25 protein-coding genes are annotated in these 26,194 nt (G+C 72.8%); 15 read left to right on the top strand and 10 right to left on the bottom strand.

The window, feature by feature from the left end:
• Nucleotides 1-2 precede the first annotated feature (2 nt).
• The 7 genes from ACTHM3_RS15060 to ACTHM3_RS15030 form a co-directional block, all read right to left on the bottom strand.
• Complete coding sequence (locus ACTHM3_RS15060) at nucleotides 3-803, bottom strand: hypothetical protein (RefSeq protein ID WP_440407175.1); 801 nt, start codon at nucleotides 801-803, stop codon at nucleotides 3-5.
• Nucleotides 804-864: 61 nt separating this feature from the next.
• Nucleotides 865-1,497 (bottom strand): hypothetical protein, encoded by a 633-nt coding sequence (locus ACTHM3_RS15055; RefSeq protein WP_440407173.1) that lies wholly within the window; start codon nucleotides 1,495-1,497, stop codon nucleotides 865-867.
• On the bottom strand, nucleotides 1,497-2,099 hold the full coding sequence (locus ACTHM3_RS15050) for a hypothetical protein (protein WP_440407171.1): 603 nt from the start codon (nucleotides 2,097-2,099) through the stop codon (nucleotides 1,497-1,499). Before ACTHM3_RS15050 ends, ACTHM3_RS15055 begins: the two co-directional genes overlap by 1 nt.
• A gap of 17 nt (nucleotides 2,100-2,116) precedes the next feature.
• Nucleotides 2,117-3,505: a putative T7SS-secreted protein gene (locus tag ACTHM3_RS15045; RefSeq protein WP_440407169.1), complete on the bottom strand. Its 1,389-nt coding sequence runs from the start codon at nucleotides 3,503-3,505 to the stop codon at nucleotides 2,117-2,119.
• An 8-nt stretch (nucleotides 3,506-3,513) separates the two neighbouring features.
• Nucleotides 3,514-3,825, bottom strand: coding sequence for a hypothetical protein (locus tag ACTHM3_RS15040; protein WP_440407167.1), 312 nt, complete (start codon nucleotides 3,823-3,825; stop codon nucleotides 3,514-3,516).
• A gap of 80 nt (nucleotides 3,826-3,905) precedes the next feature.
• On the bottom strand, nucleotides 3,906-4,202 hold the full coding sequence (locus ACTHM3_RS15035; RefSeq protein WP_440407165.1) for a WXG100 family type VII secretion target: 297 nt from the start codon (nucleotides 4,200-4,202) through the stop codon (nucleotides 3,906-3,908).
• Between the two features lie 128 nt (nucleotides 4,203-4,330).
• Entirely contained in the window at nucleotides 4,331-8,803 is a 4,473-nt protein-coding gene (locus tag ACTHM3_RS15030) for an FtsK/SpoIIIE domain-containing protein (RefSeq protein WP_440407163.1), read from the bottom strand.
• Nucleotides 8,804-8,951: 148 nt separating this feature from the next.
• Between ACTHM3_RS15030 and ACTHM3_RS15025 the strand changes: the two genes are divergently transcribed.
• The 7 genes from ACTHM3_RS15025 to ACTHM3_RS14995 all read left to right on the top strand — a co-directional run bounded on the left by ACTHM3_RS15025 (nucleotide 8,952) and on the right by ACTHM3_RS14995 (nucleotide 16,147).
• Entirely contained in the window at nucleotides 8,952-9,509 is a 558-nt protein-coding gene (locus ACTHM3_RS15025) for an FHA domain-containing protein (RefSeq protein ID WP_440407161.1), read from the top strand.
• A gap of 156 nt (nucleotides 9,510-9,665) precedes the next feature.
• Nucleotides 9,666-11,093, top strand: a complete 1,428-nt coding sequence (gene leuC, locus ACTHM3_RS15020) for a 3-isopropylmalate dehydratase large subunit (protein WP_440407159.1) — start codon at nucleotides 9,666-9,668, stop codon at nucleotides 11,091-11,093.
• Nucleotides 11,093-11,701 (top strand): 3-isopropylmalate dehydratase small subunit, encoded by a 609-nt coding sequence (gene leuD, locus ACTHM3_RS15015; RefSeq protein WP_440407157.1) that lies wholly within the window; start codon nucleotides 11,093-11,095, stop codon nucleotides 11,699-11,701. The genes leuC and leuD overlap by 1 nt, the downstream gene beginning before the upstream one ends.
• Nucleotides 11,702-11,829: 128 nt before the next feature.
• The gene (gene murA / locus ACTHM3_RS15010; RefSeq protein ID WP_440407204.1) at nucleotides 11,830-13,146 is read left to right on the top strand and encodes a UDP-N-acetylglucosamine 1-carboxyvinyltransferase; all 1,317 of its coding nucleotides are present in this window, start codon (nucleotides 11,830-11,832) and stop codon (nucleotides 13,144-13,146) included.
• A gap of 3 nt (nucleotides 13,147-13,149) precedes the next feature.
• Nucleotides 13,150-13,893, top strand: coding sequence for a lysophospholipid acyltransferase family protein (locus tag ACTHM3_RS15005; RefSeq protein ID WP_440407155.1), 744 nt, complete (start codon nucleotides 13,150-13,152; stop codon nucleotides 13,891-13,893).
• A gap of 120 nt (nucleotides 13,894-14,013) precedes the next feature.
• A complete protein-coding gene (locus ACTHM3_RS15000) occupies nucleotides 14,014-15,045 on the top strand; it encodes an NAD(P)H-dependent glycerol-3-phosphate dehydrogenase (RefSeq protein ID WP_440407203.1) in 1,032 nt (343 codons plus the stop codon).
• Between the two features lie 13 nt (nucleotides 15,046-15,058).
• Nucleotides 15,059-16,147, top strand: coding sequence for a D-alanine--D-alanine ligase family protein (locus ACTHM3_RS14995; protein WP_440407153.1), 1,089 nt, complete (start codon nucleotides 15,059-15,061; stop codon nucleotides 16,145-16,147).
• Between the two features lie 11 nt (nucleotides 16,148-16,158).
• Here the strand turns inward: ACTHM3_RS14995 and ACTHM3_RS14990 are convergent, their stop codons facing one another.
• Nucleotides 16,159-16,713 carry a DUF3515 family protein gene (locus tag ACTHM3_RS14990; RefSeq protein ID WP_440407151.1) on the bottom strand — a complete coding sequence of 185 codons (555 nt, stop codon included), beginning with the start codon at nucleotides 16,711-16,713 and terminating at the stop codon, nucleotides 16,159-16,161.
• A 27-nt stretch (nucleotides 16,714-16,740) separates the two neighbouring features.
• Here ACTHM3_RS14990 and ACTHM3_RS14985 point away from each other — a divergent pair, with 27 nt between their 5' ends.
• Nucleotides 16,741-16,965 carry a hypothetical protein gene (locus tag ACTHM3_RS14985; protein WP_440407149.1) on the top strand — a complete coding sequence of 75 codons (225 nt, stop codon included), beginning with the start codon at nucleotides 16,741-16,743 and terminating at the stop codon, nucleotides 16,963-16,965.
• A complete protein-coding gene (gene thiL, locus ACTHM3_RS14980; RefSeq protein WP_440407148.1) occupies nucleotides 16,965-17,960 on the top strand; it encodes a thiamine-phosphate kinase in 996 nt (331 codons plus the stop codon). The genes ACTHM3_RS14985 and thiL overlap by 1 nt, the downstream gene beginning before the upstream one ends.
• A 15-nt stretch (nucleotides 17,961-17,975) precedes the next feature.
• Here the strand turns inward: thiL and rsmD are convergent, their stop codons facing one another.
• Complete coding sequence (gene rsmD, locus ACTHM3_RS14975) at nucleotides 17,976-18,554, bottom strand: 16S rRNA (guanine(966)-N(2))-methyltransferase RsmD (protein ID WP_440407146.1); 579 nt, start codon at nucleotides 18,552-18,554, stop codon at nucleotides 17,976-17,978.
• Nucleotides 18,555-18,595: 41 nt separating this feature from the next.
• Between rsmD and ACTHM3_RS14970 the strand changes: the two genes are divergently transcribed.
• The 5 genes from ACTHM3_RS14970 to ACTHM3_RS14950 are packed head-to-tail and all read left to right on the top strand — an operon-like array spanning nucleotide 18,596 to nucleotide 23,593.
• Complete coding sequence (locus tag ACTHM3_RS14970) at nucleotides 18,596-19,666, top strand: magnesium and cobalt transport protein CorA (RefSeq protein ID WP_440407144.1); 1,071 nt, start codon at nucleotides 18,596-18,598, stop codon at nucleotides 19,664-19,666.
• Complete coding sequence (locus ACTHM3_RS14965) at nucleotides 19,657-21,846, top strand: ATP-dependent DNA helicase RecG (RefSeq protein ID WP_440407142.1); 2,190 nt, start codon at nucleotides 19,657-19,659, stop codon at nucleotides 21,844-21,846. The genes ACTHM3_RS14970 and ACTHM3_RS14965 overlap by 10 nt, the downstream gene beginning before the upstream one ends.
• Nucleotides 21,847-21,897: 51 nt before the next feature.
• The gene (gene coaD / locus ACTHM3_RS14960; protein ID WP_440407140.1) at nucleotides 21,898-22,386 is read left to right on the top strand and encodes a pantetheine-phosphate adenylyltransferase; all 489 of its coding nucleotides are present in this window, start codon (nucleotides 21,898-21,900) and stop codon (nucleotides 22,384-22,386) included.
• Between the two features lie 5 nt (nucleotides 22,387-22,391).
• Nucleotides 22,392-22,598, top strand: a complete 207-nt coding sequence (locus tag ACTHM3_RS14955; RefSeq protein WP_440407138.1) for a hypothetical protein — start codon at nucleotides 22,392-22,394, stop codon at nucleotides 22,596-22,598.
• A complete protein-coding gene (locus tag ACTHM3_RS14950; RefSeq protein WP_440407136.1) occupies nucleotides 22,595-23,593 on the top strand; it encodes a TIGR03557 family F420-dependent LLM class oxidoreductase in 999 nt (332 codons plus the stop codon). Before ACTHM3_RS14955 ends, ACTHM3_RS14950 begins: the two co-directional genes overlap by 4 nt.
• 71 nt (nucleotides 23,594-23,664) lie before the next feature.
• Here ACTHM3_RS14950 and ACTHM3_RS14945 read toward each other — a convergent pair whose 3' ends face one another.
• Nucleotides 23,665-25,293, bottom strand: coding sequence for an ABC-F family ATP-binding cassette domain-containing protein (locus ACTHM3_RS14945; RefSeq protein ID WP_440407134.1), 1,629 nt, complete (start codon nucleotides 25,291-25,293; stop codon nucleotides 23,665-23,667).
• Nucleotides 25,294-25,413: 120 nt separating this feature from the next.
• Between ACTHM3_RS14945 and cofE the strand changes: the two genes are divergently transcribed.
• A complete protein-coding gene (gene cofE, locus ACTHM3_RS14940) occupies nucleotides 25,414-26,187 on the top strand; it encodes a coenzyme F420-0:L-glutamate ligase (protein ID WP_440407132.1) in 774 nt (257 codons plus the stop codon).
• Nucleotides 26,188-26,194 lie beyond the last annotated feature (7 nt).

Below are 26,194 nucleotides of genomic sequence, written 5' to 3'. Positions count from 1 at the left end.
CATCAGGACAGGCTCTCGCCCGATCCCAGCGACTCGCCCGCGCGCCAGAACTGCGTGGCCGCCAGGACGCCGAGCACGATCAGCACGACGCCGGAGGCGACCAGCGCGGCGAGCAGCGCTCCCGAGCCGGCCTCGCCCGCGAGGACCGGCGGCAGTGCCGTGACGGAGAAGGCGACGAGCGTGCCGCCGATCCCGGTGGCCCAGAGGTCGAAGCGCCAGCGGTAGTCGACGACGCGCCAGAACGCGCGTCCCGACCCGCCCTGCAGGCGCTCCGGGTGCCGTGCGACGGTGGACAGCCACGTCGTCTTCTTGATCACCGACGCGATCCCCGCACAGGTCATGCCGAATCCGAGGGCGCCGTAGATGATCCACCCGCCCGTGAAGTCGTCGCCGCTGGTCGAGGCGTGCGGCCAGGCGCCGGTGACGTAGGACAGCGCGGGGATCGCGACCAGCGCGATGCAGACGATCGCGCCGAGGGCGACCCACAGGACGTGCCAGCCCAGCGGCAGGAGCCGGAAGCGGCTGACGTTGGTCGCGGTCGGCAGGCGGGTGTCGGGCGGCGCGGGATTCGGCCCCCACTCGCCGCGTCGGAACTGCTCGCCCACGATCAGCAGGATCATGGCGAGCAGCAACAGGATGCCGGGCACGATGATGAGCGCGGTCGACGCGGCCGTGCGGAGCGCCTCCAGGGTGTCGACCGGCGCCCCGGCCCGGCGGGCGCGCGCCCCGGCATCGAGCACCAGCCCACCGCCCACGAGGCTCGCGAGCGCGAGCGTCGCGGCGACGACGCCCACGACCGACATGCGGGCGCCGCTTCGGCGCCGCGCCGCGATGTTCCGTGCCCGCCGCTCGGCGAGCTCGGCCTCAGACGGTCGGCGCGGCATTCGCCGTCTCGCGGGCAGCACGGGACCAGGTCATCGAGTCGATGATCTCGTCGAACAGCGCCGCCCACAAATCGGCATCGACCATCATCGGCGTCGAGACCGTGAACTCGAGCAGTCGCGACGCGTCCGGATACGGGATCCTGAACTGCGCCCGCATGGTCGGCGTCGTCTGCGCGCCCACCTCCTGCGTCCCGAACTCGACCGAGCGCGCGGCCGGCCCCATGCGGTGCGGCACGATGTCGCTGCCGGGGAAGCCCGTCGCGAGCGCCTCCTCGACCCCGCCGGCGGGGTCGGTGGCGATCGGGGGCCAGTCGATCTCACCGGCCAGGATCGCCGCCGGGAAGGGGATGCCGGGCAGGATCTCGAGCGCCATGTACATCGCGGAGCAGCCGGCCTCCCGCGCGCGCCGCGCCGTCTCCAGCATCTCGGCGGTCACCTCGCGCCGCTGGCGGGCCAGGCGGTCGGCGCGGCCGAGCTGCTTGCGGACGAGAGCCGTCACGCGGCGCTTCACGTCGTCCTGATCGCGCAGCGCGAATGCCACCCACGCCCCGGGCAGGATGAGCGAGTAGTCGCCACCGCCCGGCGCCGCCACGGAGCGGGTCACGTCGGCCATCAGCCCTCCAGCGCCACGCTGAGCCCGGCCGCGATGGCCTGGGTCTGCTCCGGCATGTTCTCGAACGACCCGAGGCCCTGGGCTGAGAAGACGAACTGCACCGCCTGGGCCGAGCCCGGCGGGTAGACCGCGATCACGGTCCGCTCTTCGAGCAGGGACCCCTCGGCCGCGTCGGCACCGGGGTGAGCGATCAGGTTGTGCGAGCCGACGACCTCGCCGGCGGGGACCGCGGATCGCCAGGTGCTGACCGAGTAGTAGAAGTCCTCGCTGACGGTCGTGCCGGCGTAGGAGGCGAGGAACCGCTCGTACTCGCCGGGCTCGCCGGCCTCCTCCACATCGGCCATGGCGAAGACCATCGCCGCATCGGCGTGGCCCGTGTCCGGCTCGCCGACCCAGACCGCCGCCCGCACGAGGGGGTCGTTCATCGCGGCGAACGCGCGGCGCGCCGACTCGAGCTCGCCCGTGAGCCGCAGGCGTGCCTCGGGGTCGTCGGTCAGCTCGGCCGCGAGGCCGGTCGCCCACGCGTCGTCCTCGATCGACATGGGGTACCACTCATCAGGCAGTCCGAGCCGGAAGTCGGCGATGTCGTGCACGCGTGCCATGATCCCCTGTCCCGGCGTCACTTGAAGTCGTCGACCAGGTCACGGACGCTGCCGATGACCTCCGGGCCCTTGTCGTAGCTGCCGCCCGCGAAGCCGAGGCCGTCCTTCGCCAGGTCGATCGGATCCTGCCCGGTGATGTCCTTGCCGAGCCCGGCGATCTTCTGCTCGGTCGTGTACATCTGGAAACCCGTCAGCGCCACCGCCTTGACCTTCATGCCGGTCGACACGATGACCCGGGAGTCCTTGGCCATGTTCGCGGCCGCGAGCAGGTCCTTGTTGATGCCGAGGGCGCCCTTCCAGTCGAACTCCGGCTTGGGGAATGCCGACTTGAAGGCCTTGGTGAGCGCCTCGGGACCGGTCAGCTCACCGCTCTTGAACTTGCTCATGAGGGCGAAGTCGGCCTCCGAGCGCCGGAACGGGGCCTTGAAGGCCGAGGTCAGCGGCTTCCGCAGCGTCTTCTGCGCGGCCTTGAAGCTCATGAACTCCTTGCTGCCCTTGCTGACGCCCTGCAGCTCGCGCAGCGCCTTCGAGCCCTTGACGCCGGTCGACACGATCGCGGCCGCCTTGAGCTGCTTCGCGGCGAGGGCGAAGAGCTTGCCGCCGAAGATCGTGAGGACCGCCATGCCGGCGGCCATGAAGATGTCGCCCCACGAGCCGTCACCCTGGACCTTGGCCACGATCGCGGAGACGAGGTCGATGAGGGCGCCCAACGCAGCCAGGAGGAGAAGCGCCTGACCCAGGAACGGGACCCAGGCGAGGAAGATCGAGAGCACCCCGGCGATGTCGCAGATGAACTTGACGACGCTGAGGAGCTTGCTGCCCCAGTTGTCCCACCAGGAGTCCTCGAGGCCGTGCTTCTTCGAGCCGGAGACCACCTCGTTGATGAGGCCGATCGCCTTGTCGGCGGCCTGGTTCTTCGCGTTCTCGGCGTCGTGCCACTTGCTCTGCGCCGCACGGAGCTCCGAGTCGGCGGTGTCGGCCGCGTCCGCGGCCTTCGTCGCGGCGGTGGCCTTGTCGGACTTGTCGGCGTCGGTGGCGGAGTCCGCGTCCTGCTGAGCGGTCGTCGCGGCCGTGTGCGCGTGCTGGGCGGCCGTCTGCTTGGCCTCGATGTCGGTGATGGCGCGAGCGGCGTCGTCCTGGGCGGTCCGCAGCGACGACGAGTACTCGAGGAGGGCGGTGGCGGTCTGCTGGTACCGGTCGTGCGCCTTGTCGATGTCGCCCGCGACGTCGTCGGCGGAGCTGCGGACCGCGTCCACCGCCTTGCTCTTCATGGAGTCGGTGTCGTGGATCTTGCGGAGGGTGATCACCGAGCGGGCGATCGCCTCGCCGATGTTCTGATAGTGCGTCGCCTTGGTCTTCAGCAGGTCGGGGTCGCCCTGCAGCGGCTGGTACTCGGTATCGCTCATCGTCCGTCTCAGATCTTCTGCTTCTGCTGCTCGACGTGCGCGTCCTCGAGCGCCTTGGCGAGCTGGTCGTCGACCTTCGTGAACCCGTCGGTGATGGCGGCGATCTGCTTCTGCAGCGCCTCGACGTTCTCGGTCATCTTCTTGCGCTTGTCGTTCCACTTGTGCGCGAAGTCGCGGACGTGGTCGTGGAGGCCGTCATGGCCGGTCGCGTTGGCGACGTCGTCGCTGAAGTCGTCGGCGTCCTTGAACTCCTTGACGATGGCGTCGAGGTCGTCGCGCAGCTGCCCGAGCAGCTGCAGGTCGAGGGTGAGGTCGGCCACGAGACCCGTCCTTTCTGGCGGAAGCGGTGGATGGGAGGAGGGGGTCCGGGGACGCCGGCGTCGGCGTCCCCGGGGCGGGCTCAGCCGCCGATGCCCTTGGCGAGCTCCTGGTCGACGTTCTGCAGCGCGTCGGCCGCCTTCGTCAGGAACTGGCTCATCCCGTCGAGGCCGTTGACCGCGTCGGTCGTGCCCTTGGTGAACTGCTCGTACGACGAGTGGAACGCGCCGGACGCCGAGTCCGTGACGAAGCCGCCGTTGACGAGGTTGTTGACAAGGCTCTGCAGCTCGTGCAGCTTCGCCGTGATGTCGTCCTTGCCGGAGATGAGGCGGTTGGCCGCGTCGGTCATCTCTCCGTAGGTGACGTTCATGTTCGCCATGAGGTGTATCCCTTTCGGTTTCGAGGTCCTACGCGGGTCGACCGCGTCTGATGCGACGACGCTAACCCGTGTCGAGAAGGGCTCGGAATGGGGAGCACTCCCCATGGGGCGTCGCTCACAGGGCGTCCTCAGGAAGGAAGCGGCAGCTGCACGCGGGCGAACTTGCCGCGCGCGATGTACATGCCGCGCCCCGGCGGGAACTCGCTCTTCTGCAACCGGGGCAGCGGCGTCTTGAGCAACAGGTCGCCGTCGACCGAGTCCGGCTGGAGCAGCAGACCCCGCCGCCCGTTCTTGAACTCGCCCATGAGGGGCCACGAGGAGCCCCAGGCGGAACTCTCCGCCTCCGCCATCACCAGATGCTCCGACCGCTTGGCGGCCTTCGCGAGCTCGACGATCGGGCCGTCGGCGGCGGATTGCAGGAAGTCGCCCAGGGATTCGATCACCACGGCGATCCGACCCTCCGTGTCCTCGTCGAGCATCGCGGCCGAGAGGCTGCGGGCCAGCGCCGCCGCCTCCTCGGGCGTGGTCGCCCGCTCGACCCAGTCGAGCGCCGACGCGACGGGAGACCGCTTCGATCCGATGTAGTACAGCCGCAGATCGGCGTCCGACCGCTCCAACGACTGGGCGATCGAGATCAGGGCGCTCGTGCGGCCCGAGGCGGGCGGTCCCGCCAGGAGCAGCGTCCCGGACGGATCGAATCCGAACGGCCCGAGGTCGGCCTCGCTGACGCCGAGCACCGGGGTTCCGTCCAGCGACGGCGGCAGGTCGTCGGCGGTGTACTCCGTCGGCAGGGACCCGATGGCGGGCGCCGACGGGACGCCCGCGCGACGCATGGCGTCCCCGAGGCTGCGCAGCGCGGCCGCCTGTTCGGCCACGACCGGGTCGCCGCCGAACACGGCGATCTGCGTCTCCTCGCGGTCGACGATCGCGCGTCCCGGAGGGGAGGAGGCCGAGAGGATGTCGCTGGGGACGTCGAGCATCCCGTAGCTGTCGTCGGCCAGCCGCAGGACGACACGACGCTGGATGCTGGAGGAGATCGACGCCGGCACGGCTCCCGGCCGGTCGGCGGTCAGGGCGACGTGAATCCCGAGCTGCCGGCCCTCGCCGAGGATGTCCCGGAACACGTCGTACCACTGGGACCTGCCCGCCGGGATCTCGAAGTCCTCCCGGAAGCTGGGGAAGCCGTCGATGAGCAGCAGGATGCGAGCCCGCTGGGCGTCGCCGGAGTTGCGACGGTACTCGGCGATGCCGGAGGCGTTGTGAGCCGCGAAGAGCGGTCCACGAGCCTCGAGCTCGTCCTTGAGCATGCGGAAGAGCCGCACGATCCGCTCCGCGTCCTCGCCTGCGATGACGGCGCCGACGTGGGGGAGGGTCTCCAGCATCCGGAGGCTGCCGGAGCCGAAGTCGAGGGCGTAGACCTGGACGGGGCCGCCTCGCGGAGTGATCGCGGCGGCCGCGGCGAGGCTGCGCAGCACCGTCGACTTCCCCGATCCGCCCGTGCCGTAGATGGCGAGATGGCCGTCGACGTCCGGGGTGAAGTAGACCGGCCGCTGCTCCTGCGACTGCGGGAGGTCGGTGACGCCCATCACGAGCTCCTGGTCGGTGCGCTGATGGAGCTTCGCGAGGTCGTACACTGTCGCCAGCTGATCGAGCCACGGGCGGCGCGGGGCCGGGATGCCGGCGTCGCCCGCCGCGTGAATCATCTGCGCGACGAGGCGCTGCTGGTCGGTCGGGCCGAGGTCGCGCTCGGGCTCCGGCGTCCCGCTCCGCGGCTCCTCCCAGCGCACCTCGCCGCCGAAGCGCAGCTCGATGACCTCGACGTTGGAGCGCTCCGGCTCGCGGCTCGTCCAGCCCCCCGCGTAGCCGGACTGGAACATCGTGAGGCGGCCCGGTCCCGTCTTGGCGAGACCGCGACCCGGGATGCCGGGATCGAATCCCCCCGCGTCCTTGACACCGACGACGTCGTCGCTGTCCGACTCGTCGGCCATGCGCAGCGCGACGCGCATGTTGGTGTTCGCCCGCAGGTTGTCCTTGATGACGCCCGCGGGCCGCTGCGTCGCCATGATCAGGTGGATGCCGAGCGAGCGCCCGCGCTGCGCGATGTCGACGACGCCGTCGACGAACTCGGGCACCTCGCCGGCGAGGGCGGCGAACTCGTCGATGACGAGCACGAGCGCGGGCGGGCTGTCGGGGTCGCCGCGCCGCTCGAGCTCGAGCAGGTCCTTCGCCTTCTTGCGGTTCAGCAGGTGCTCGCGGTGGTGGAGCTCGGCCCGGAGACTCGTCAGCGCCCGGCGCACCAGGTGCGGGCTGAGGTCGGTGACGAGACCGACACAGTGCGGCAGGCTGACGCAGTCGGCGAACGCGGAGCCGCCCTTGTAGTCGACGAACAGGAACGTGACCCGGTCGGGGCTGTACTCGGCGGCCATGCCGAGCACCCAGGCCTGCAGGAACTCCGACTTGCCGGCGCCGGTCGTGCCGCCGACGAGCGCGTGCGGGCCCTGCGTGCGCAGGTCGAGGTGCATCGCGTCGACTCCCGACGAGCCGATGATCGCGCGCAGCTTGCCCGGTCGGCGCTTGCGCGGCGCGACGCCGGGCGTCCGGTCATGGATCGACTCGTTCTGCCGCCAGCGATCGATGACGGCCTCGCTCGACTCCACGAGATCGTGACCGAGGAGCGTGACGAGCGAGACGGTGCGGGGAAGGTCGCTGGAATCGGCGACCACCGCGCCCGCGTCGATGACGGGCGCGAGGCGTCGGGCGTAGTCGAGCGCGGCTCCGGCGGTCACCCGCTCGACGGCCACGGGGTCGACGGTCTCGCCGAGACGCACGAGCCCGACGCGCCCGGCGCCGTCGGCGTCGAGCTCCACGAAGGTGCGGCACACCGCGGGCAGCGAGGCCACGTCGCGGGCCAGCCAGATGGGGAAGACGCCGGCGTCGGCGGCGAGCTCGGCGAGCTGCACCAGCCGGCCGCGGTCGACCGGCACGTCATCCGAGATCAGCAGGATGACGGCGGGGATCGGGGAGGCCGTCCCGTCGGCGTGGTCGCGTCCGACGTTCGCACCCCGCTCCAGCGCGAGGGCCTCCTGCTCGGCGGCGCCGCGACGCTGCGCGTCGCGTTTGGCCAGGCGCGAGGCGACGAGACCCTCGATCGCCGAGACGAGCTGCGCGGCGCTCGCCGGGCTGTCGGCCAGCTGCACGCCCTCGATCGGGCTCTGCGGGGAGGCGGCGTGGGGCAGCCACTTGATCCAGTCCAGGTGCTCCGACCACGCCGGGGTGATCGCGGCGGCGAGGACGACCTCAGCCGGGGAGTGCAGGCCGGTCAGCTGGACGAGGAGGGCGTTCGCGGCCTCCGCGGCGGTCGCATCGGGCCCCGCGAGACCGAGGGCGCCGGCGTCATGGAGGTTGTCGACGATCGGCACTCCCTCCACCTCGCGGTTGGCGGCGAGCACCTCGTCGAAGCGCGCCTGGTAGTCGGGCAGGCTCGTCGGCTTCCGGTCCTCCTGGATCGTGTTGCGCGAGCGCATCGTGCCGAGGCCGAGGCGCACGTTCAGAAACGACCAGTGCTCCGGGCGACGGGTCCAGAGCAGGGGCGCCCGACGCACCGAGGCGTCGAGCACCTCGGTGGTGGCGGGCGCCTCGCGCAGCCGCAGTTCGTGCTCGCGGACCCGCTCCGCGTCCATGTCGGCGGTGAGCCGCGTCAGATGCTCGTCGAACCGCTTCTTGGCGCGCTTCTGCTGTCCGCGGCGCGCGATCAGCTGGCTCACCCAGTTGCCCGCCATCAGCAGCGGCGACAGGGCGACGAAGATGAGCGACGACAGGGCGCGCGGCTGGAGCGTGAACATGACCGCGCCCATCCCGAGCGGCGCGAACATCGCGACGTAGGGGAAGGGCGGGTTGATGACCTCCTGCGGCACCTCCGGCCCCGTGAACTGCTGGCCGGCGTACCGCGGCTCGATGCGCGGCGAGCGGTTGAAGAACACCGGGCCGGCCGTCGGCGGTGCCTCGCCCTCGCCGATGCGGGTGACCTCGAGCCGGGTGTCGCCGATGACGACCTCGACCCGATCCTCGACGCGGAACCGCCCCACGAGACCGCCGTCGACGAGGACCCCGTTGGCCGAGCCGAGATCGACGATCTCGATCGAGGACTCGACGTCGACGCGCGCGTGGCGCTTCGAGACCATCGGATCGTCGGCCAGCACGACGTCGCAGCCGGGATCCCGACCGATCATGATGCTGCCGGCCGACAGCTCCCAGCTGCGGCCGCTCTGCGCGCCGCTCAGGATGCGCAGGCGCGCCACCGGCGGGCGACCGGCGGCGTGCGAGCCCGGTCGGAACCGGGCGGCGTCGACGAGCTCGACCGTGGCTCCCGATCCGATCCACGCCTCGCCGATCGCGGCGTCGGGTGGCAGCATGACGGGGCTGCCGGCCCCGGGCAGGGCGGCGCGGAGCGTCTGCGGGCCGGTGGCGGGGGAGCCGGCCGACCGCGGGTCGACCCGCTCCAGCGCCCCCGCGACCTCGGCGATGCTCGCTCCGGCGTCGGTCGTGACGACGATGTCGGAGTCGGATCCGTCGTCGCGTCGGAGGGTCAGTTTGAGTCGCACACGTCCTCCTGCAGTCGCGGCCCGGAGCGGATCGATCCTCGCATGTGCGGCGCACCGGCCTCTCATCCCAGCCCGGGGGTGGCGCCGACGTCCATGGGGAGCGCTCCCCATTGTCCCCTAGGCTGACGGGGGTGGAAGGGGGACGCCGATGACCGACGAGGGATTCCTGGTCCCGCCGCCCGGTCTGCTCCCGCCGCCGCGCGATCCCGCTCCTGAGACCGCACCGGTGAGCACCGGCTCGCAGACCGTCCGCGTGCGCGCACCCGGTGTGCCGGTCCCCGCGCCCACCGCGCTGCCCATCCCGGCCGGTTCCCCGCGTCCGGGCGCCGCGCCGCCGCCGGCGCCCGAGCCGCCCGCGCCCGAGCCGCCCGCCGGGGCCTGGTTCCTCCGGCTGGCCGACGGCGCGGAGCACGAGCTGGACGCCGCCGGCCTCGTGCTGGGGCGCAATCCGACCGCGCCCGCGACCCATCCGGACGCGCGCCCGGTGCGCGTCGACGACCCCGCGAAGTCGGTGTCGAAGACGCACGCGCTGCTCCTGCCGGAGGAGGGAAGGCTCCGCGTGCTCGACCTCCGCTCGACGAACGGCGTCGCCGTGACCCCGCCGACCGGTGAGGCGACCGTGGTGCCGGAGGACGGGATCCTCGCCGCCGAGGGCGCGGTCGTCGCGCTCGGCGACTACGCGATCGCCGTCGGTCGGCGCCGCTGACCCGGGCGGAGACCCCCTCCGTCGCGGTGCTACGCTCGCACCATGCTCCGGGCGCTCCTCCTCCTTCGTCGCCGCGACGAGGCCTAGTCACCCGGCCTCCCTCGTCGCGGAGTCGTCGCATTGGCCGACCCGGGATCGACAAGCGGAGAAGAAGCAATGAGCGGCAGGACCCTGGCCGAGAAGGTCTGGTCGGACCACCTGGTCAAGCAGGGCGAGAACGGCGAACCGGACCTCGTCTACATCGACCTCCACCTCGTGCACGAGGTGACGAGCCCGCAGGCGTTCGACGGCCTGCGCGCGGAGGGGCGGCCGGTGCGGCGCCCCGACCTCACGATCGCGACCGAGGACCACAACACGCCGACCCTCGCGATCGACAAGCCGATCGCCGACCTGACGAGCCGCACCCAGATCGAGACGCTGCGGCGCAACGCCGAGGAGTTCGGCATCCGCCTGCACCCGCTCGGCGACATCGAGCAGGGCATCGTGCACGTCGTCGGCCCGCAGCTCGGTCTCACGATGCCGGGGATCACGGTGGTCTGCGGCGACTCGCACACCTCGACGCACGGTGCGTTCGGCGCGATGGCGTTCGGCATCGGCACGAGCGAGGTCGAGCACGTGCTCGCCACGCAGACCCTGCCGCTGAAGCCCTTCAAGACGATGGCGATCACGGTCGAGGGCGAGCTGAAGCCGGGCGTCACGGCGAAGGACATCATCCTCGCCGTGATCGCGAAGATCGGCACCGGCGGCGGGCAGGGCTACGTGCTCGAGTACCGCGGCAGCGCGATCCGCTCCCTCTCGATGGACGGCCGCATGACGATCTGCAACATGTCGATCGAGGCGGGCGCCCGCGCCGGCATGGTCGCGCCCGACCAGACGACGTACGACTACCTGAAGGGCCGCCCGCACGCGCCGCAGGGCGAGGACTGGGATGCGGCGGTCGCCTACTGGGAGACCCTGCGCACCGACGACGACGCCGTGTTCGACGCCGAGGTGTTCCTCGACGCGGACGAGCTCGAGCCGTTCGTCACCTGGGGCACCAATCCGGGCCAGGGTGTGCCGCTGAACGGCATCGTGCCGTCGCCGGACGACTACAGCGACCCCAACGACCGCGCCGCGGCGGAGCGGGCGCTCGAGTACATGGACCTCGAGGCCGGCACGCCGATGAAGGACATCCGGGTCGACGCGGTGTTCATGGGCTCCTGCACCAACAGCCGGCTCGACGACCTGCGCACCTTCGCCTCCCTCATCAAGGGGCGGAAGAAGGCGGACCACGTGCGCGTCATGGTCGTGCCGGGCTCGGCCCGCGTGCGGCTCGAGGCCGAGGCCGAGGGCATCGACAAGATCGTCGAGGAGTTCGGCGGCGAGTGGCGCTTCGCCGGCTGCTCGATGTGCCTGGGCATGAACCCCGACCAGCTCGCCCCCGGTGAGCGCTGCGCGTCGACGAGCAACCGCAACTTCGAGGGCCGGCAGGGCAAGGGCGGTCGCACCCACCTGGTGTCGCCGGTCGTCGCGGCGGCCACCGCGATCCGCGGCACGCTGTCGAGCCCCTCCGATCTGTCGGCCGAGGCGGAGGTGATGGCGTGATGGAGAAGGTCACGCGGATCACCGGCGTCGCGGTCCCGCTGCGTCGCAGCAACGTCGACACCGACCAGATCATCCCGGCCGTCTACCTCAAGCGGGTCACGAAGACCGGGTACGAGGACGCCCTGTTCGTCAACTGGCGGCAGGACCCGGAGTTCGTCCTCAACCGGCCCGAGTACGCGAGCCCCGGCAACCCGCCCCGCATCCTCGTCGCCGGTCCGGACTTCGGCATCGGCTCGAGCCGCGAGCACGCCGTGTGGGCGCTGCGCGACTTCGGATTCCGCGCCGTCATCGCGCCGCGCTTCGGCGACATCTTCCGCGGCAACTCCGGCAAGCAGGGGCTGCTCGTCGGCACGGTCGCGGAGGAGGAGGTCGAGCTGATCTGGGCCGCCCTCGAGGCGGAGCCCGGTCGCGAGGCGACCGTGGACCTCGAGGCGCGAACGGTGTCGCTCGGCGACCTCGTGATCCCGTTCGAGGTCGACGACTACACGCGCTGGCGCCTCCTGGAGGGTCTCGACGACATCGGCCTCACCCTCCGCGACGAGGACGCGATCACGGCGTTCGAGGCGCGTCGCGAGGCGTGGCGTCCGAGGACGCTCCCGGTCCGCTGACCCGCGCCGGCGGTGCGGCGGGCGTCGCACGGCGCGCGCAGCACCCCCCGGTCTACACTCACGGAGTGGATACGGTGGCACTCAATCTCGCGACGGACGCGCAGAAGGCGGGAGCTCGCGTGGGCCCCATGGCGGACACCATCGTGATCGAGGGCGGCAAGCCCCTGCGCGGCCGCATCGAGGTGCGCGGCGCCAAGAATCTCGCCACCAAGGCGATGGTCGCGGCCCTCCTCGGCGACACCCCGAGCCTCCTGCAGGACGTCCCCGACATCAGCGACGTCACGATCGTCACCCGCATGCTCAACGCCTACGGCGTCGCCGTCTCGAGCCCGGCGGAGGGCGAGCTGCTGCTCGACCCGGTGAACGTCGCACGCACCCACTTCGACACCATCGACGCACTCGCGGGCTCGAGCCGGGTGCCGATCCTGTTCTGCGGACCGCTCCTGCACCGGCTCGGCGAGGCCCTCATCCCGGACCTCGGCGGCTGCCGCATCGGCGACCGGCCGATCGATTTCCACATGGACGCGCTGCGCGCGTTCGGAGCGATCGTCGACAAGTCGTACGAGGGCATCCGGATCACCGCCCCGAACGGCCTGCACGGGGCGAACATCGAGCTGCCGTTCCCGAGCGTCGGCGCCACGGAGCAGGTGCTGCTCACCGCCGTGCGCGCGCAGGGCGTCACCGAGCTGAAGAACGCCGCGATCGAGCCCGAGATCATGGACCTCATCGCGGTCCTCCAGAAGATGGGCGCCATCATCTGGACCGAGGCCAACCGCACGATCTTCATCGAGGGCGTCGACCAGCTCTCCGGCTACACCCACCGCGCGATCTCGGACCGCAACGAGGCCGCATCGTGGGCCGCCGCGGCGCTCGTCACGCAGGGTGACATCTTCGTCGGCGGCGCGAAGCAGCAGGACCTGCTGACCTTCCTCAACGTGTTCCGCAAGGTCGGGGGCGCGTTCGAGGTCCATGAGGACGGGATCCGGTTCTGGCATCCGGGCGGTCCGCTCAAGCCGGTGCAGGTCGAGACGGATGTCCACCCCGGCTTCATGACCGACTGGCAGCAGCCCCTCATCGTGGCGCTCACCCAGGCCGAGGGCGTCTCGATCGTGCACGAGACCGTGTACGAGAACCGTTTCGGGTTCACCGACGCCCTCCACCAGATGGGCGCCGACATCGTCGTGCACAAGGACGGCCTGGAGTCGGTGACCCGGCGCGTGCCGCGGCGCAAGCTCGAGCAGGCGGCCGTGATCACCGGGCCGACGCCGCTCCACGGCGCCGAGGTCGAGGTGCCGGATCTGCGCGGCGGCTTCAGCTACCTCATCGCGGCGCTGGCCGCGGACGGCGTGTCGCGGGTCACCAACCTCGGTCCGATCGCGCGCGGGTACGAGCACTTCGTCGAGAAGCTCGAGGCGCTGGGAGCGGACTTCACGCTCGAGGCCTGACCCGTGGGCGACCGGCGCACCGCCGCGTGGCGGCTGACGGAGTTCCTCGTCATCCCGCTCGCCCGGCTGCTCGTGGGCACGCGGCTGCACCGGGCCGACCGGGTGCCGCGGAGCGGCGCGTTCATCCTCGCGCCGAACCACACCTCCGACATCGACCCGGTCGTGGTCGGGCTGGCGCTCTACCGGGCGGGCCGGCTGCCGCGGTTCCTCGCGAAGGCGAGCATGTTCCGCGCCCCGGTTCTCGGCGGCTTCATGCGTTCGACGGGGATGATCCCCGTCGAACGGGGCGTCGTGGGCGGGGCGGGGCGCGGCGGGGATCCGATCGCGGCCGCGCGGCGCCTGGTCGACGCCGGCTCGGCCGTGATCATCTACCCCGAGGGCACGCTCACCCGCGATCCCGAACTGTGGCCGATGCGCGGCAAGAACGGCGCCGCGCGCCTCGCGCTCGCGGCCGGCGTCCCCGTCGTCCCCGCTGCTCACTGGGGCGAGCAGCGGATCCTGCCGCGCTACGCGAAGCGCCCCCGCTTCCTGCCGCGCACCACGGTCGACGTGCTGTTCGGGGAACCGGTCGACCTCTCGGCCTTCGCGGGCCGCCCGCTCGACGACGCCACACTCTCGGCGGCGACCCTCGCGATCATGCAGGCCGTCACGGGCCTCGTGGAGGAGCTCCGCGGCGAGACGGCGCCGTCCGAGCGCTGGGATCCCGCGGCGCACGGTCAGACCGAGTTCGGCCGCCCCACCGACTGAGCGGGTCGAGGAGCGCCGTCGGCGCGTATCGAGACCTCGTCTCCGCGTCCGACGGCCTCGATACGCCGCTGCGCGGCTACTCGACCCGCGAGTCGGGGTTGGCATGATGAACCCGTGACGATGACGCAGCCGCTCCAGCTGCCGCCGCCCGGGATGCGTCGCGTCGCGGTGCTCGGGGCGGGCTCCTGGGGCACGACCTTCGCCAAGATCCTCTCCGACGGGGGCTCGAGCGTCGCGCTCTGGGCCCGGCGCCCGGAGCTGGCCCGCGAGATCCGCGAGTCGCGGCGCAACTCCGACTACCTGCCGGGCATCAACCTCCCGCGGCACGTCAACGCGAGCCCGCGGCTGGACGAGGTGCTGTTCGGCGCCGAACAGGTGTACCTCAGCGTGCCGAGCCAGACGCTCCGCGAGAACCTGCGGGCTCTCCGCGACCAGATCCCGGCCGACGCGCTCGTCGTCTCGCTCATGAAGGGCGTCGAGAAGGACACCCGGTACCGGATGAGCGAGGTGATCCTGCAGGAGCTGGGCGGCGATCCGGGGCGCATCGCGGTCGTCTCGGGGCCGAACCTCGCTCTCGAGATCGCGAAGGAGCAGCCGACGGCGGCGGTGGTCGCCTCGTCGAACCTCGAGACCGCGGAGGAGGTGGCCCGCGCCGCGACCAATCCCTACTTCCGCAGCTTCGTCAACACCGACGTCACGGGCACCGAGTTCGGCGGCGTGCTGAAGAACCTCATCGCGGTGGCGATCGGCATCGTCGACGGGGTCGGCTACGGCGAGAACACGAAGGCGTCGATCATCACGCGCGGGCTCGTCGAGATGACGGACTTCGCGGTCGCGCACGGCGCGCTCGCCGAGACGATGACCGGGCTCGCGGGTCTCGGCGACCTCATCGCGACCTGCGAGTCGCCCCTCTCGCGCAACAACACCGCAGGGCGGCTGCTCGGGCAGGGGTACGCGTTCCGCGAGGTCATCCAGCAGATGAACCAGACCGCGGAGGGGCTGTCGTCGGTCGGGCCGGTGCTCGAGCTCGCGGAGGCGATGGGCGTCGAGATGCCGATCGTGCGCCAGGTCGCGGAGGTGCTCGCGGGTACGCTGAATCCGCGCGACATCGCGCCGCATCTCACCACCGACGACACGCCGCAGGGCGAGTAGCGAGGAGCCTGCCGTGGCCGATCGGATCCGCGTCGCGCTGTTCTTCGGCGGGCGCTCCAGCGAGCACGCGATCAGCTGCGCCACCGCCGGCGGGGTCCTCGGGGCCATGGATCCGGAGCGCTACGACGTCGTGCTCGTGGGGATCACGCGCGCGGGCGCCATGACCCTGCGGAGCCGCGACGAGGTCCTCGGGTTCGGGCTCGACGATCTGCCGGAGCTCGACGACAACGGCACGCGGGTGCGACTCCCGGAGTCGGCGGCGACGGGGGAGATGGTCGTCGAGGAGGCGGGCGGCCTGCGCTCGCTCGGCGAGGTCGACGTCGCGTTCCCGATCCTGCACGGCCCGTTCGGCGAGGACGGCACGATTCAGGGCGCCTTCGAGCTCGTGGGCTTGCCCTACGTCGGCAACGGGGTGCTCGCCTCGGCGCTCGGCATGGACAAGCACTTCACGAAGAGCATCCTCGAGGGCGCAGGCATCGAGGTCGCGCCCTGGGTGACCGTAACCCGCGGCGACCTCGACCGGCTCCCCGACCTCTGGCGCCGCCGGATCGAGGGGCTCGGCCTCCCGGTGTTCGTGAAGCCCGCCCGGGCGGGATCGAGCGTCGGCGTGAGCAAGGTGAGCGACTGGGGCGCGCTCGACGCCGCCCTCGACCTCGCCTTCGCCGAGGACAGCCGCGTGCTCGTCGAGCAGGCGGTGACCGGGCGTGAGCTCGAGTGCGCGGTGCTCTCCGGCCGCGACGGCGGAGCGCCCCGGGTGAGCGTCGCGGGCGAGATCGCGATCACCGGCCGCGACTTCTACGACTTCGACGCCAAGTACCGCGGGGCGGACGGGGTGGAGCTGGTGTGCCCGGCGCCGCTGCACGAGCAGGAGCTCGAGCGGATGCAGGCGATCGCCGCGCGCGCGTTCGAGGCCATCGGCGGCTCCGGGCTCGCCCGCGTCGACTTCTTCTTCACCGGCACCGACTTCGTGGTCAATGAGATCAACACGATGCCGGGGTTCACGCCGATCTCGATGTTCCCGACGTGCTGGCTCGCGTCGGGCGTGAGCTACCCGGAGCTCGTGGACGAGCTCATCGCGCTGGGGCGCGCCGCCGTCCGCTGACCGTTCCCCCGCTACTCGACCCGCGACGTCGGAGTCGGCGTGGGCGGCCCCGGGTCTGGCGGCAGCGACTCGCCCGTCACGGTGTCCTCCGTCGACGAGCACTCGTGCCCGTCCTTCGGCAGGAAGTCGATCTCCGTGTTCAGCTGGTCGAGCACGACGCCCGGCGACAGCGTGGTCGAGATGGCGAGCTGGATGGCGGGGTCGCGCCCGAAGGTCGTGAACCGCCAGACCTTCTGCGCGTCGTCCTTCTCGCGCAGCCAGTAGATCGCGTTGTCGATCTGGATGCAGGGGAGGGTCGTGGCGCCGGGCACCGGCACCCCGCAGCGCAGGATCACCGAGGTCGGGTCGCCCCAGGCGGCGGTGGACTGCGCGTCGGTGTCGCGTCGAGCGAGCAGGCCCGACTGCGAGTCGAGCTGATCCGGCAGACGCACGATGACGTCGGCGCACGCCGGGTCGTTGGCGTGCGGCGGGGCCGGATGGAGCGCGACCGTCGGAGCGCATCCGGCGAGGAGCAGGGAGACCCCCGCGACGGCGGCGATCACCGCGGAGCGCACGCCGGTTCTCATGACGCGATCAGGCTAGCGTGGGGCGACATGGAGCATCCTGGGCCCCGGCTCGACGAGGACGGCATCGCCGAGCTGTTCGACGGCCGGGAGCAGGAGCAGCGCGTCCCGCGCCCGCTGCTGATGGTGCTCGTGGCCGTGGTGGGGACGGCGGTCGTTCTCGCGCTCATCGCCGTGCTGCTCGTGCAGGTGCTGCCGCCGCTCGCCGAGTTCGTGCGCACCCTGGTCGAGCTGTCGCGCCCCGCGGGCGCCTGATGGCCGACACGCTCGGCGAGGTCGGCGAGGGCGCGACCCTGGCGCGGATCTTCCCGCGGCTGCCGGATGCCGCGGCGGCGATCGTCGGTCCGGGCGACGACGCCGCGGTGCTGCGCGCCCCCGACGGCCGCTTCGTGGTCACGACCGACACGATGGTGCACGGCCCGGACTTCCGCCGGGCGTGGTCGCGGCCCGTCGAGCTCGGCTGGAAGGCGGCGGCGACCAACCTGTCGGACGTGGCCGCGATGGGGGCCGTGCCGACGGCGCTCGTGGTGGCGCTCGTCGCCCCCGCCGACACCCCCGTCGCCGACCTGGAGTCGCTGGCCGACGGCCTGCGGCGGGCGTGCGACGCGCTCGCGCCGGGCTGCGGCGTCGTCGGCGGTGACCTCTCCGTCTCGGAGACCCTGACCATCGCGGTGACGGCGTTCGGCGACCTCGAGGGCCGGGCGCCCGTCCTCCGCTCGGGCGCGCGCCCCGGCGATGCGGTCGCCGTCGCGGGACGCCTCGGCCTCGCGGCGACGGGGCTCCGCCTGCTCTTCGCCGAGGGCGTCGATGCGGCCGGCCACCCCGACGCGGCGGCCGCCGAGCGGCTGCGCACCGCGCATCCCGAGCCGCTCGCCGCCCAGCTCTCCCCGGTGCCACCGATCGCGCTCGGCCCCGTCGCCGCGCGGGGCGGCGCCACCGCGATGCTCGACGTGAGCGACGGGCTCGCGATCGACGCGCGCCGCATCGCGTCCGCGTCGGGCATCGCGATCGACCTCGACGCCGCCGCGATCGCTCGCGTCGCCGGAGACGGCGTCGACCCGCGCGCGGCGCTCACCGGCGGGGAGGACCACGCGCTCCTCGCGACGTTCCCGGCCGACGCGGCGGTGCCCGACGGCTTCGTCGTCATCGGGAAGGCCGCCGCGGGCGCGGGACTGCTCGTCGACGGGCGCGCCGTCGACGAGCGCGGGGGATGGGATCCCTACGCCGACTGGGACGGGCGCGCCGGCTAGAACCTCGCGGCCGGCTCAGCCGGCGGGTTCGTCGCGCACGAGCCAGTACAGCGCGGTCTCGCCATAGTCGCGGCGGCGCTCCAGCAGGAGGCCGTCGGGCCAGTCCGGAGCCCGGTCGCGGGCGGAGCGCTCGACGATCACGAGACCGTCCGGCGCGAGCCGCGGCACCAGCGCCTCGAGCACGTGGCGCAGCTCCGCCCCCGCGAGCTCGTATGGCGGGTCGACGAACACCACGTCCCAGGTCGCCCCGGATGCTCCGACGAACGACTGCACGGGCTGGGTCGAGACGACGACGTCGGGCGCCGCACCGCGCGGCGCGGCCCGCCGAACCCGGGCCGTGTTCTCGCGCACCGTGCGCGTGGCGGCCTCCGCCCGATCGACGAGCGTGACGTGCGCGGCGCCGCGCGAGGCCGCCTCGAGCCCGAGCGCCCCCGATCCCGCGTAGAGGTCGAGCACCCGCGCCCCGTCGAGCGCGTCCCGCGCCTCGAGCGCCGAGAAGATCGCCTCGCGCACCCGATCCGTCGTCGGCCGCGTCCCGAACCGCGGCACGACGAGCGCGAGCGAGCCCGCGAACCCCCCGATGATGCGCGCCACGGTGCCACGGTACCGTCGGGTCCGAGGGCTAGCATCGCCACGTGACGACGACGGACGCGGCGACGGACCCGGCGACGGCTCCCGCACGGCGGTCGAGCGTCGTCAACAACGTCGTCTACCAGGACGGCCGGCGCCTGGCGGCCCCCGCATCGCTGCACGAGACGTTCGACCTGCTCTCGAAGAACCCCACTGCACTCGCCTGGATCGGGCTCTACCGGCCCGACACGGATGAGCTCGGCGAGCTGCAGCGCGAGTTCGGGCTGCACGAGCTCGCGATCGAGGATGCGGCCCTCGGTCACCAGCGCCCCAAGCTCGAGCGCTACGGCGACACGCTCTTCATGGTCCTCCGCGCCGCGAAGTACGACGACGCCGACGAGGAGGTCGACTTCGGCGAGCTGCACATCTTCGCCGGCACCAACTTCCTCATCACGGTGCGGCACAGCGAGGGCCCCGACCTCTCGGTGGTGCGCCGGCGGATGGAGAAGTCGCCCGACGCGCTCCGGGAGGGCGCCGAGGCGGTGCTCTACGGCATCCTCGATGCGGTCGTCGACGGCTACGGCCCGGTCGTCGCGGGGCTCGCCAACGACATCGACGAGATCGAGGTGCAGGTCTTCGACGGCGACCCCAAGGTGTCGAAGCGCATCTACCTGCTGAACCGCGAGGTCATCGACTTCGAGCGCGCCGTCACGCCGCTCACCCAGATCATCAAGACACTCGCGGCCGGCTACGCCGACGGGTACGTGGGCGAGGTCCTCGAGCAGTACCTGCGCGACGTCGACGACCACGTCACCCAGATCAAGGAGCGGGTCGAGGAGTTCCGCGCGCTGCTGCGTGACATCCTCCAGGTGAACGCGACCCTGGTCGCCCAGCGGCAGGCCGAGGAGGCGCAGTCGCTCAACGAGCAGAACACCCGGCAGGCGATCATGTCGCGCCGCATCGCCGCGTGGGCGGCCATCCTGTTCGCCCCGTCGATCGTGACCGGCATCTACGGGATGAACTTCCGCAACATGCCCGAGCTCGGCTGGACCTACGGCTACCCGATCGCGCTCGGGGTCATGGTGCTGCTCGTGATCATCCTCTATCTCGTGTTCAAGCGGCGGGGATGGCTGTAGCGGCACCCGGCCCGGGCGTCCCCGCCCCGCTCGATGCGAAGCTCGCGACCGTGCTCGGCGGTCGGACGGCGCAGGCGGTGCAGAAGGCGTTCGGCTACACGACGGTGGGCGAACTCCTCGCGCACTACCCGCGCCGCTACGCCCGGCGGGGGGAGCTGACGGCGCTCGACGAGCTGACCCTCGACGAGGCGGTGACGATCGTGGCGGAGGTCCGCTCCGTGTCGGAGCGGCCGATGCGCAACCGGCGCGGCTCGCTGCTGGAGGTGTCGATCAGCGACGGCCGCGGCATCCTCACCCTCACGTTCTTCAACCAGGCCTGGCGCAAGAACGACCTGCGCCCCGGGGTCCGCGGCATCTTCGTGGGCAAGGTCGGCGCCTACCGCGGCGCGCGGCAGCTCGCGCACCCCGACTACGAGCTGTTCGGCGACGGCGAGGGCGGCGACGCGGGCGCCGCGATCGACCGGGCGGCGGGCTGGGCCGAGACGCCGATCCCGATCTACCCGGCGACGTCCACGCTCGCGAGCTGGCAGCTCGCGAAGGCGATCGGTGTCGCGCTCGACACGCTGCCCGCGGAGCTCGATGATCCGGTGCCCGCCTCGGCAGGCGCGGGGCGCGGTCTCCTCCCGTTCCGGCGGGCGCTGGAGCTCGTGCACCGCCCCGAGCACGACCGCGACTGGCACGCGGCGCAGCACGCGCTCCGGTTCCAGGAGGCGTTCGTGCTGCAGGCGGCCCTTCTGCGGGATCGGGCGGCGCGGCGCGCGGAGTCCACGGCCGTGCGGGCGCCGGGGGCGCGGTCCGCCGAGCTCCTCGATCGGCTGCCCTTCGCGCTCACCGGCGACCAGCGCGCGGTCGGCAACGAGATCGAGCGCGACCTGGCCTCCGGGGTCCCGATGAACCGGCTCGTCCAAGGCGAGGTCGGCTCGGGCAAGACGCTCGTCGCGCTGCGCGCGATGCTCGCCGTCGCCGATTCGGGCGGTCAGTCGGCGTTCCTCGCCCCGACCGAGGTGCTCGCGGGGCAGCACCTGCGCTCGCTCGTCGCCTCGCTCGGGCCGGACCTCGCGGCGCGTCTCCGCCCGACGCTCCTCACCGGCTCGATGCCGGTCGCCGATCGTCGGCGGGCGCTGCTCGCCGCGGCGAGCGGCGGAGCCGCGATCGTCGTCGGGACCCACGCGCTCCTCGGCGATCAGGTGCAGTTCGCCGACCTCGGCCTCGTCGTCGTCGACGAGCAGCACCGGTTCGGCGTCGACCAGCGCGAGGCGCTGCGGCTCAAGGGGCAGTCCCCGCACGTGCTCGTGCTCACCGCCACCCCGATCCCGCGCACCGTCGCCATGACGGTGTTCGGCGACCTCGACGTCTCGACCATCCGCGAGCTGCCCGCCGGCCGCGCGCCGATCGAGTCGTTCGTCGTGCCGCTCGCCGACCACCCGGGCTGGGAGGCGCGGATCTGGCAGCGGCTCGCGGAGGAGCTCGCGCAGGGCCGGCAGGGCTTCGTCGTCGTCCCGGCGATCGACGCCAAGGCGGTGGAGGAGGGCGACGAGACGCCCGAGGCCGAGGAGGCGCCCCGGCCGCCCGCGAACGTCACCGACACCCTCGCCCTGCTGCGGCGGCATCCCGCACTCGACGGCCGCCGCATCGAGCCGCTGCACGGCCGGATGAGCGCCGAGGAGAAGGACGCGACGATGCGCGCCTTCGCGGCCGGCGACATCGACGTGCTCGTCGCGACCACCGTCATCGAGGTGGGCGTCGACGTGCCGAACGCGTCGACCATGGTCGTCCTCGACGCCGACCGCTTCGGCGTCGCCCAGCTCCATCAGCTGCGCGGCCGCGTCGGCCGCGGCGGGATCCCGGGCCTCGCGCTCTTCGTGACCGAGGCGGAGCCGCTCTCCCCGGCCCGCGAACGCGTCGACGCCGTCGCGGCCACGCTCGACGGCTTCGAGCTCGCGCAGGCCGACCTCGACCTCCGCCGGGAGGGCGACGTGCTCGGCCGCTCGCAGTCCGGCGGCCGCTCCTCGCTCCAGCTGCTGCGCGTGGCCCGCGACGGCGACCTCATCGCCGACGCGCGGGCCGCGGCGGCCGAGATCCTCGACGACGACCCGGGCCTCACGGCGCATCCCGCGCTGCGCGCCGCGCTGGCACGCCGCCTCGACGAGGCGGAGCGCGCCTTCCTCGCCAAGGGCTGACCGCCTCCGGCTCCGAGCCGTCGCCCGGTCAGGCGTCGATAGGCTGGACGCATGACGCGCATCGCGGTCGTCCCCGGCTCGTTCGACCCCGTCACCCTCGGGCACCTCGACGTCATCGAGCGCGCCGCGCGCATCTTCGACGAGATCCACGTGCTCGTCGTGCACAACCCGGGCAAGACGGCGCTCCTGCCGATCGCCAAGCGGGTGTCGCTCATCCAGGACGCGCTCGGCGAGGCGCGGGTGCCGGGCAACGTCGTCGTGACGAGCTGGAGCGTCGGCCTCCTCGTCGACTATGCGACCGACGTCGGCGCGACCGTGCTCGTGAAGGGGATCCGCTCGCAGGTCGACGTCGCGTACGAGACGCCGATGGCGATCGTCAACCGCAACCTCGCGGGTGTCGAGACCGTCTTCATGCTGCCGGATCCGGCGCACGCCCACGTCTCGAGTTCGCTCGTGCGCCAGGTCGCCTCGCTCGGCGGCGACGTGGCGCCGTACGTGCCGCGCGCCGTGGCCGACTACCTCGAGTCCACGCGGGGCTGAGCGGGATGGCGGCCCGACGCGACGACGACCCGGAGGCGCTCATCGAGCAGCTGACCCGGCGCGCCGGCGAGGTCGAGCCGCCGCCGATGGGGCGGCCGATCGTGTCGCCGCCGTACGGGGTGCCGATCCCGTTCGGCGCCCCGCCGCCGGAGCCGATCCAGCTCGCGCCCGACGAGATCCCGTGGGAGCTGCGGGAGGACGGCGACTCGTGACGACGCCCGCGATCGGCTTCGCGGCGATGCTCGAGCAGTTCCACCCGACCGAGGCGATCGCGCTCGCGCAGCACGCCGAGGCGCAGGGCTTCACGGGCGTCATGGCTGCCGACCGCTTCCAGCCGTGGACCCCGCAGCAGGGGCAGGCGTCGTTCGTCTGGAACGTGCTCTCGGCGCTCGGCCAGGTGACCGCGGGCGACCTCGGCACCGGCGTCACGGCGCCGACCTTCCGTTGGCATCCCGCGGTCGTCGCGCAGGCCTCGGCGACGCTCGCGGCCATGTACCCGGGGCGGCACTGGCTGGGGATCGGCAGCGGTGAGGCGCTCAACGAGCACGTCGTCGGCCGCTACTGGCCGGAGGCTCCGGAGCGCATCAACCGGATGTTCGAGGCCGTCGACGTCATCAAGAAGCTGTTCGCGGCGTCGTTGGCCGGCAAGGACGTCAAGCACGAGGGCGCGTTCTATCGGATGGAGTCGACCCGGCTCTGGACGATGCCCGAGGAGGCTCCGCCGATCCTCATCGGCACGGCCGGCCCGGTCACGGCCCGGCGCGCGGGGCGCACCGTCGACGGCATCGTGACGGAGGAGGCGCCGCGCGAGCGGCTCGCGGCGCTGCTGCAGCGCTTCGACGAGGGGCGGCGGGAGTCGGGCCGCCGCGGATCCGGCACCAAGGTGCTGCGGCTCCACCTCAGTTGGGCGCCGACCGACGAGGAGGCGACCGCGAACGCGATGCGGGAGTGGCCGACCGCCGCGATGCCGTTCGGCAAGTCCGACATCCGCTCGCCCTTCGAGTTCGAACAGCTCGCGCGCATGGTGCGGCCGGACGACTTCGCCGGGAGGCTGCTCATCTCCTCGGACCCCGAGGCGCACCGCGCCCACATCCAGTCGTTCCTCGACCTCGGTTTCGACCGCGTCTACCTGCACAACGTCGGCCGCAACCAGCGCGAGTTCCTCGAGCTCTTCGGCCGCTCCGTGCTCCCCGCACTGCGCGCGTAGGCGCGTCGAGCAGCCGCGGAGGGGCGTCTCGGGGCCCTGCTCGGAGGAGGTCTCGATACGCGCCTCCGGCGCTACTCGACCCGCTCGGCGAGGTCGCCCTGCGCGTCGAGGGCGATGGTCGCGGTGAGGTCGAGTCGCGACAGGAACGCGTCGTCGTGGGAGACCACGAGGAGCGCCCCGCGGTAGCTCCGCAGCGCGGAGACGAGCTGCTCGACGCTCGGCAGGTCGAGGTTGTTGGTCGGCTCGTCGAGCACGAGCAGCTGCGGCGGGGGATCGGCGAGCAGGAGCCGCGCGAGGGCGACGCGGAACCGCTCGCCGCCCGAGAGGGTCCCCACCCGACGCGCGACGGCGTCCCCCCGGAGGAGGAACCGCGCGAGCCGGTTGCGGATCTCGCCGGGCGGCGCGGACGGGGCCGCCGACCGGACCGCGTCGAGCACGGTCGCGTCGTCGTCGAGGCCGTCGAGGCGCTGCGGGAGGTAGCCGACGCGATCGGTGAGGAGCGTGCCGGTGGCGCCGCCGGTCGAGCCTGACGCAACCGCGCCTCCGCCCGCCCCGACGTGCTCGACCAGCATGCGCTCGAGCAGGGTCGTCTTCCCGATGCCGTTCGGCCCGACGAGCGCCACGCGTTCGGGCCCCTGGATCACGATCGTGCGGTTCCGGCCCGCCAGCTCCGCGATCCGCCGACCGCGGGCGACGCCCGGGTCGGGCAGGTCGACGCGGATGCCGTCGTCGTCGCGCATCCGTTCCTCCGCCGCGTCGAGCGCGACGCGGGCCGACTCCTCGAGGGCCTCCATCTCGCCGCGGAGCCGCCCGGCGGAGACCTGCGCCTCCATCCGTCGGCCGTGCGCGACGATCTTCGGGACGCGCTTCTCGCGCTCCGCCTTCTTGGCCGTGCGCTCCCGGTGCTGCAGCTTCGTCTGCGCGTCGATCCGCTGCCGCTTCTCGGCGCGGAGCACCTGCTCGGCCGAGCGCGCCGCCTGCGCGGCCGCCGCCTGCTCCCGGTCGAGCGCCTCCCGCCACGCCGAGTACGGTCCGCCGAACGTCGTCAGCGTGGTGCGGTACAGCTCGGCGGTGTCGTCCATGAGCTCGAGGAGCGCGGTGTCGTGGCTGACGACGACGAGCGCGCCGGACCACGACCGCACGAGGTCGGCGACGCGGGCCCGGGCGTCGCGATCGAGGTTGTTGGTCGGCTCGTCGAGCAGGGTGATCGGAGCGCGGCGGAGCCGGAGGCCGGCGATCGCGACGAGCATGGCCTCGCCACCCGACAGCTCCGCGACGCGCCGGTCGAGGGCGTCGATCGGGAGACCGACCTCGGCGAGGACGGCCTCGGCGCGCGCCTCGACGTCCCAGTCGTCGCCGACCGCGTCGAAGTGCCGCTCGTCGACGTCGCCCGCCTCGATGGCGCGGACGGCCGCGAGCTGCGGGGCGACGCCGAGGAGTTCGGCCACCGGCGCGCCGGTGCGGAGGGTGAGCGTCTGCGGCAGCGCGACCACGTCGCCGACCGTCGTGACGGTGCCGGAGGTGGGGCGCAGCTCGCCGGCGACGAGACGCAGCAGGGTCGACTTGCCGGCGCCGTTCGCGCCGACGAGACCGGTCCGGCCGGCGCCGATGGCACCGGACACGTCGTCGAGGGCGACCGCGCCGTCGGGCCAGGTGAGGCCGACGTGCGACAGCGTGATGACGGGCTGACGGGAGGGCATGGGTTCTCCGGGGTCTCGAGGCGGAAGGCCGAGACCGAGGACCCGAGGGGTCGCGAAGCGTCTCAGCGCGTGGGCGAGACGGAGAACATCACGTCGAGGATGCTACGCCAGACTGGAGCGATGCTCCAGGTCCTCGGCATCGACGGCATCTCCGAGATCGTCCCGGGCGACGATCTGCCGGCGCTCATCGCCGCGGCGACCGACGGGCTCCTCCAGGACGGCGACGTGCTCGCCGTCACGAGCAAGATCGTCAGCAAGGCCGAGGGTCGGCTCGTCGCCGCCGCCGACCGGGAGGCGGCGATCACCGGCCAGACCGTCCGCGAGGTGGCGAGCCGCACGACGCCCGACGGGCACGTGACCCGCATCGTCGAGAACCCGCTCGGGCTCGTGATGGCGGCCGCGGGCGTCGACGCGAGCAACGTGCCGGACGGCCACGTGCTCCTCCTCCCGGAGGACCCGGACGCGTCGGCCCGCGCGATCGCCGCGGCCGTGCGCGAGCGGTCGGGGCTCGCGATCGGCGTGGTCGTGAGCGACACCTTCGGGAGGCCGTGGCGGTTCGGGCAGACCGACCTCGCGATCGGCGCGGCCGGGGTGCGGGTGGTCGAGGACCTCCGCGGCGGCACCGACGACAACGGCCGCGACCTGCGCGTGACGGCGGCGGCCACGGCCGACGAGATCGCCTCCGCCGCGGACCTCGTGAAGGGCAAGACGAGCCGGATGCCGGTCGCGATCGTGCGGGGCCTCGGCCACCTCGTCGGCCCGCTCGATCTGCCGGGTGCGCGCTCGATCGTGCGGCTCGGGCCCTCGGACATGTTCCGCGTCGGCTCCGAGGAGGCCTGGCGCGAGGGCTACGAGGCCGGCCTCCGCGCGGCCGCAAGCCGGATTGTCGAGTAGCGGCGCT

The sequence above is a fragment of the Pseudolysinimonas sp. genome (genome assembly GCF_051954455.1).
Lineage (GTDB): Bacteria > Actinomycetota > Actinomycetes > Actinomycetales > Microbacteriaceae > Pseudolysinimonas.
Note: the sequence above shows the minus strand (reverse complement) of the source record. Positions and strands in the feature narration are given on the sequence as shown.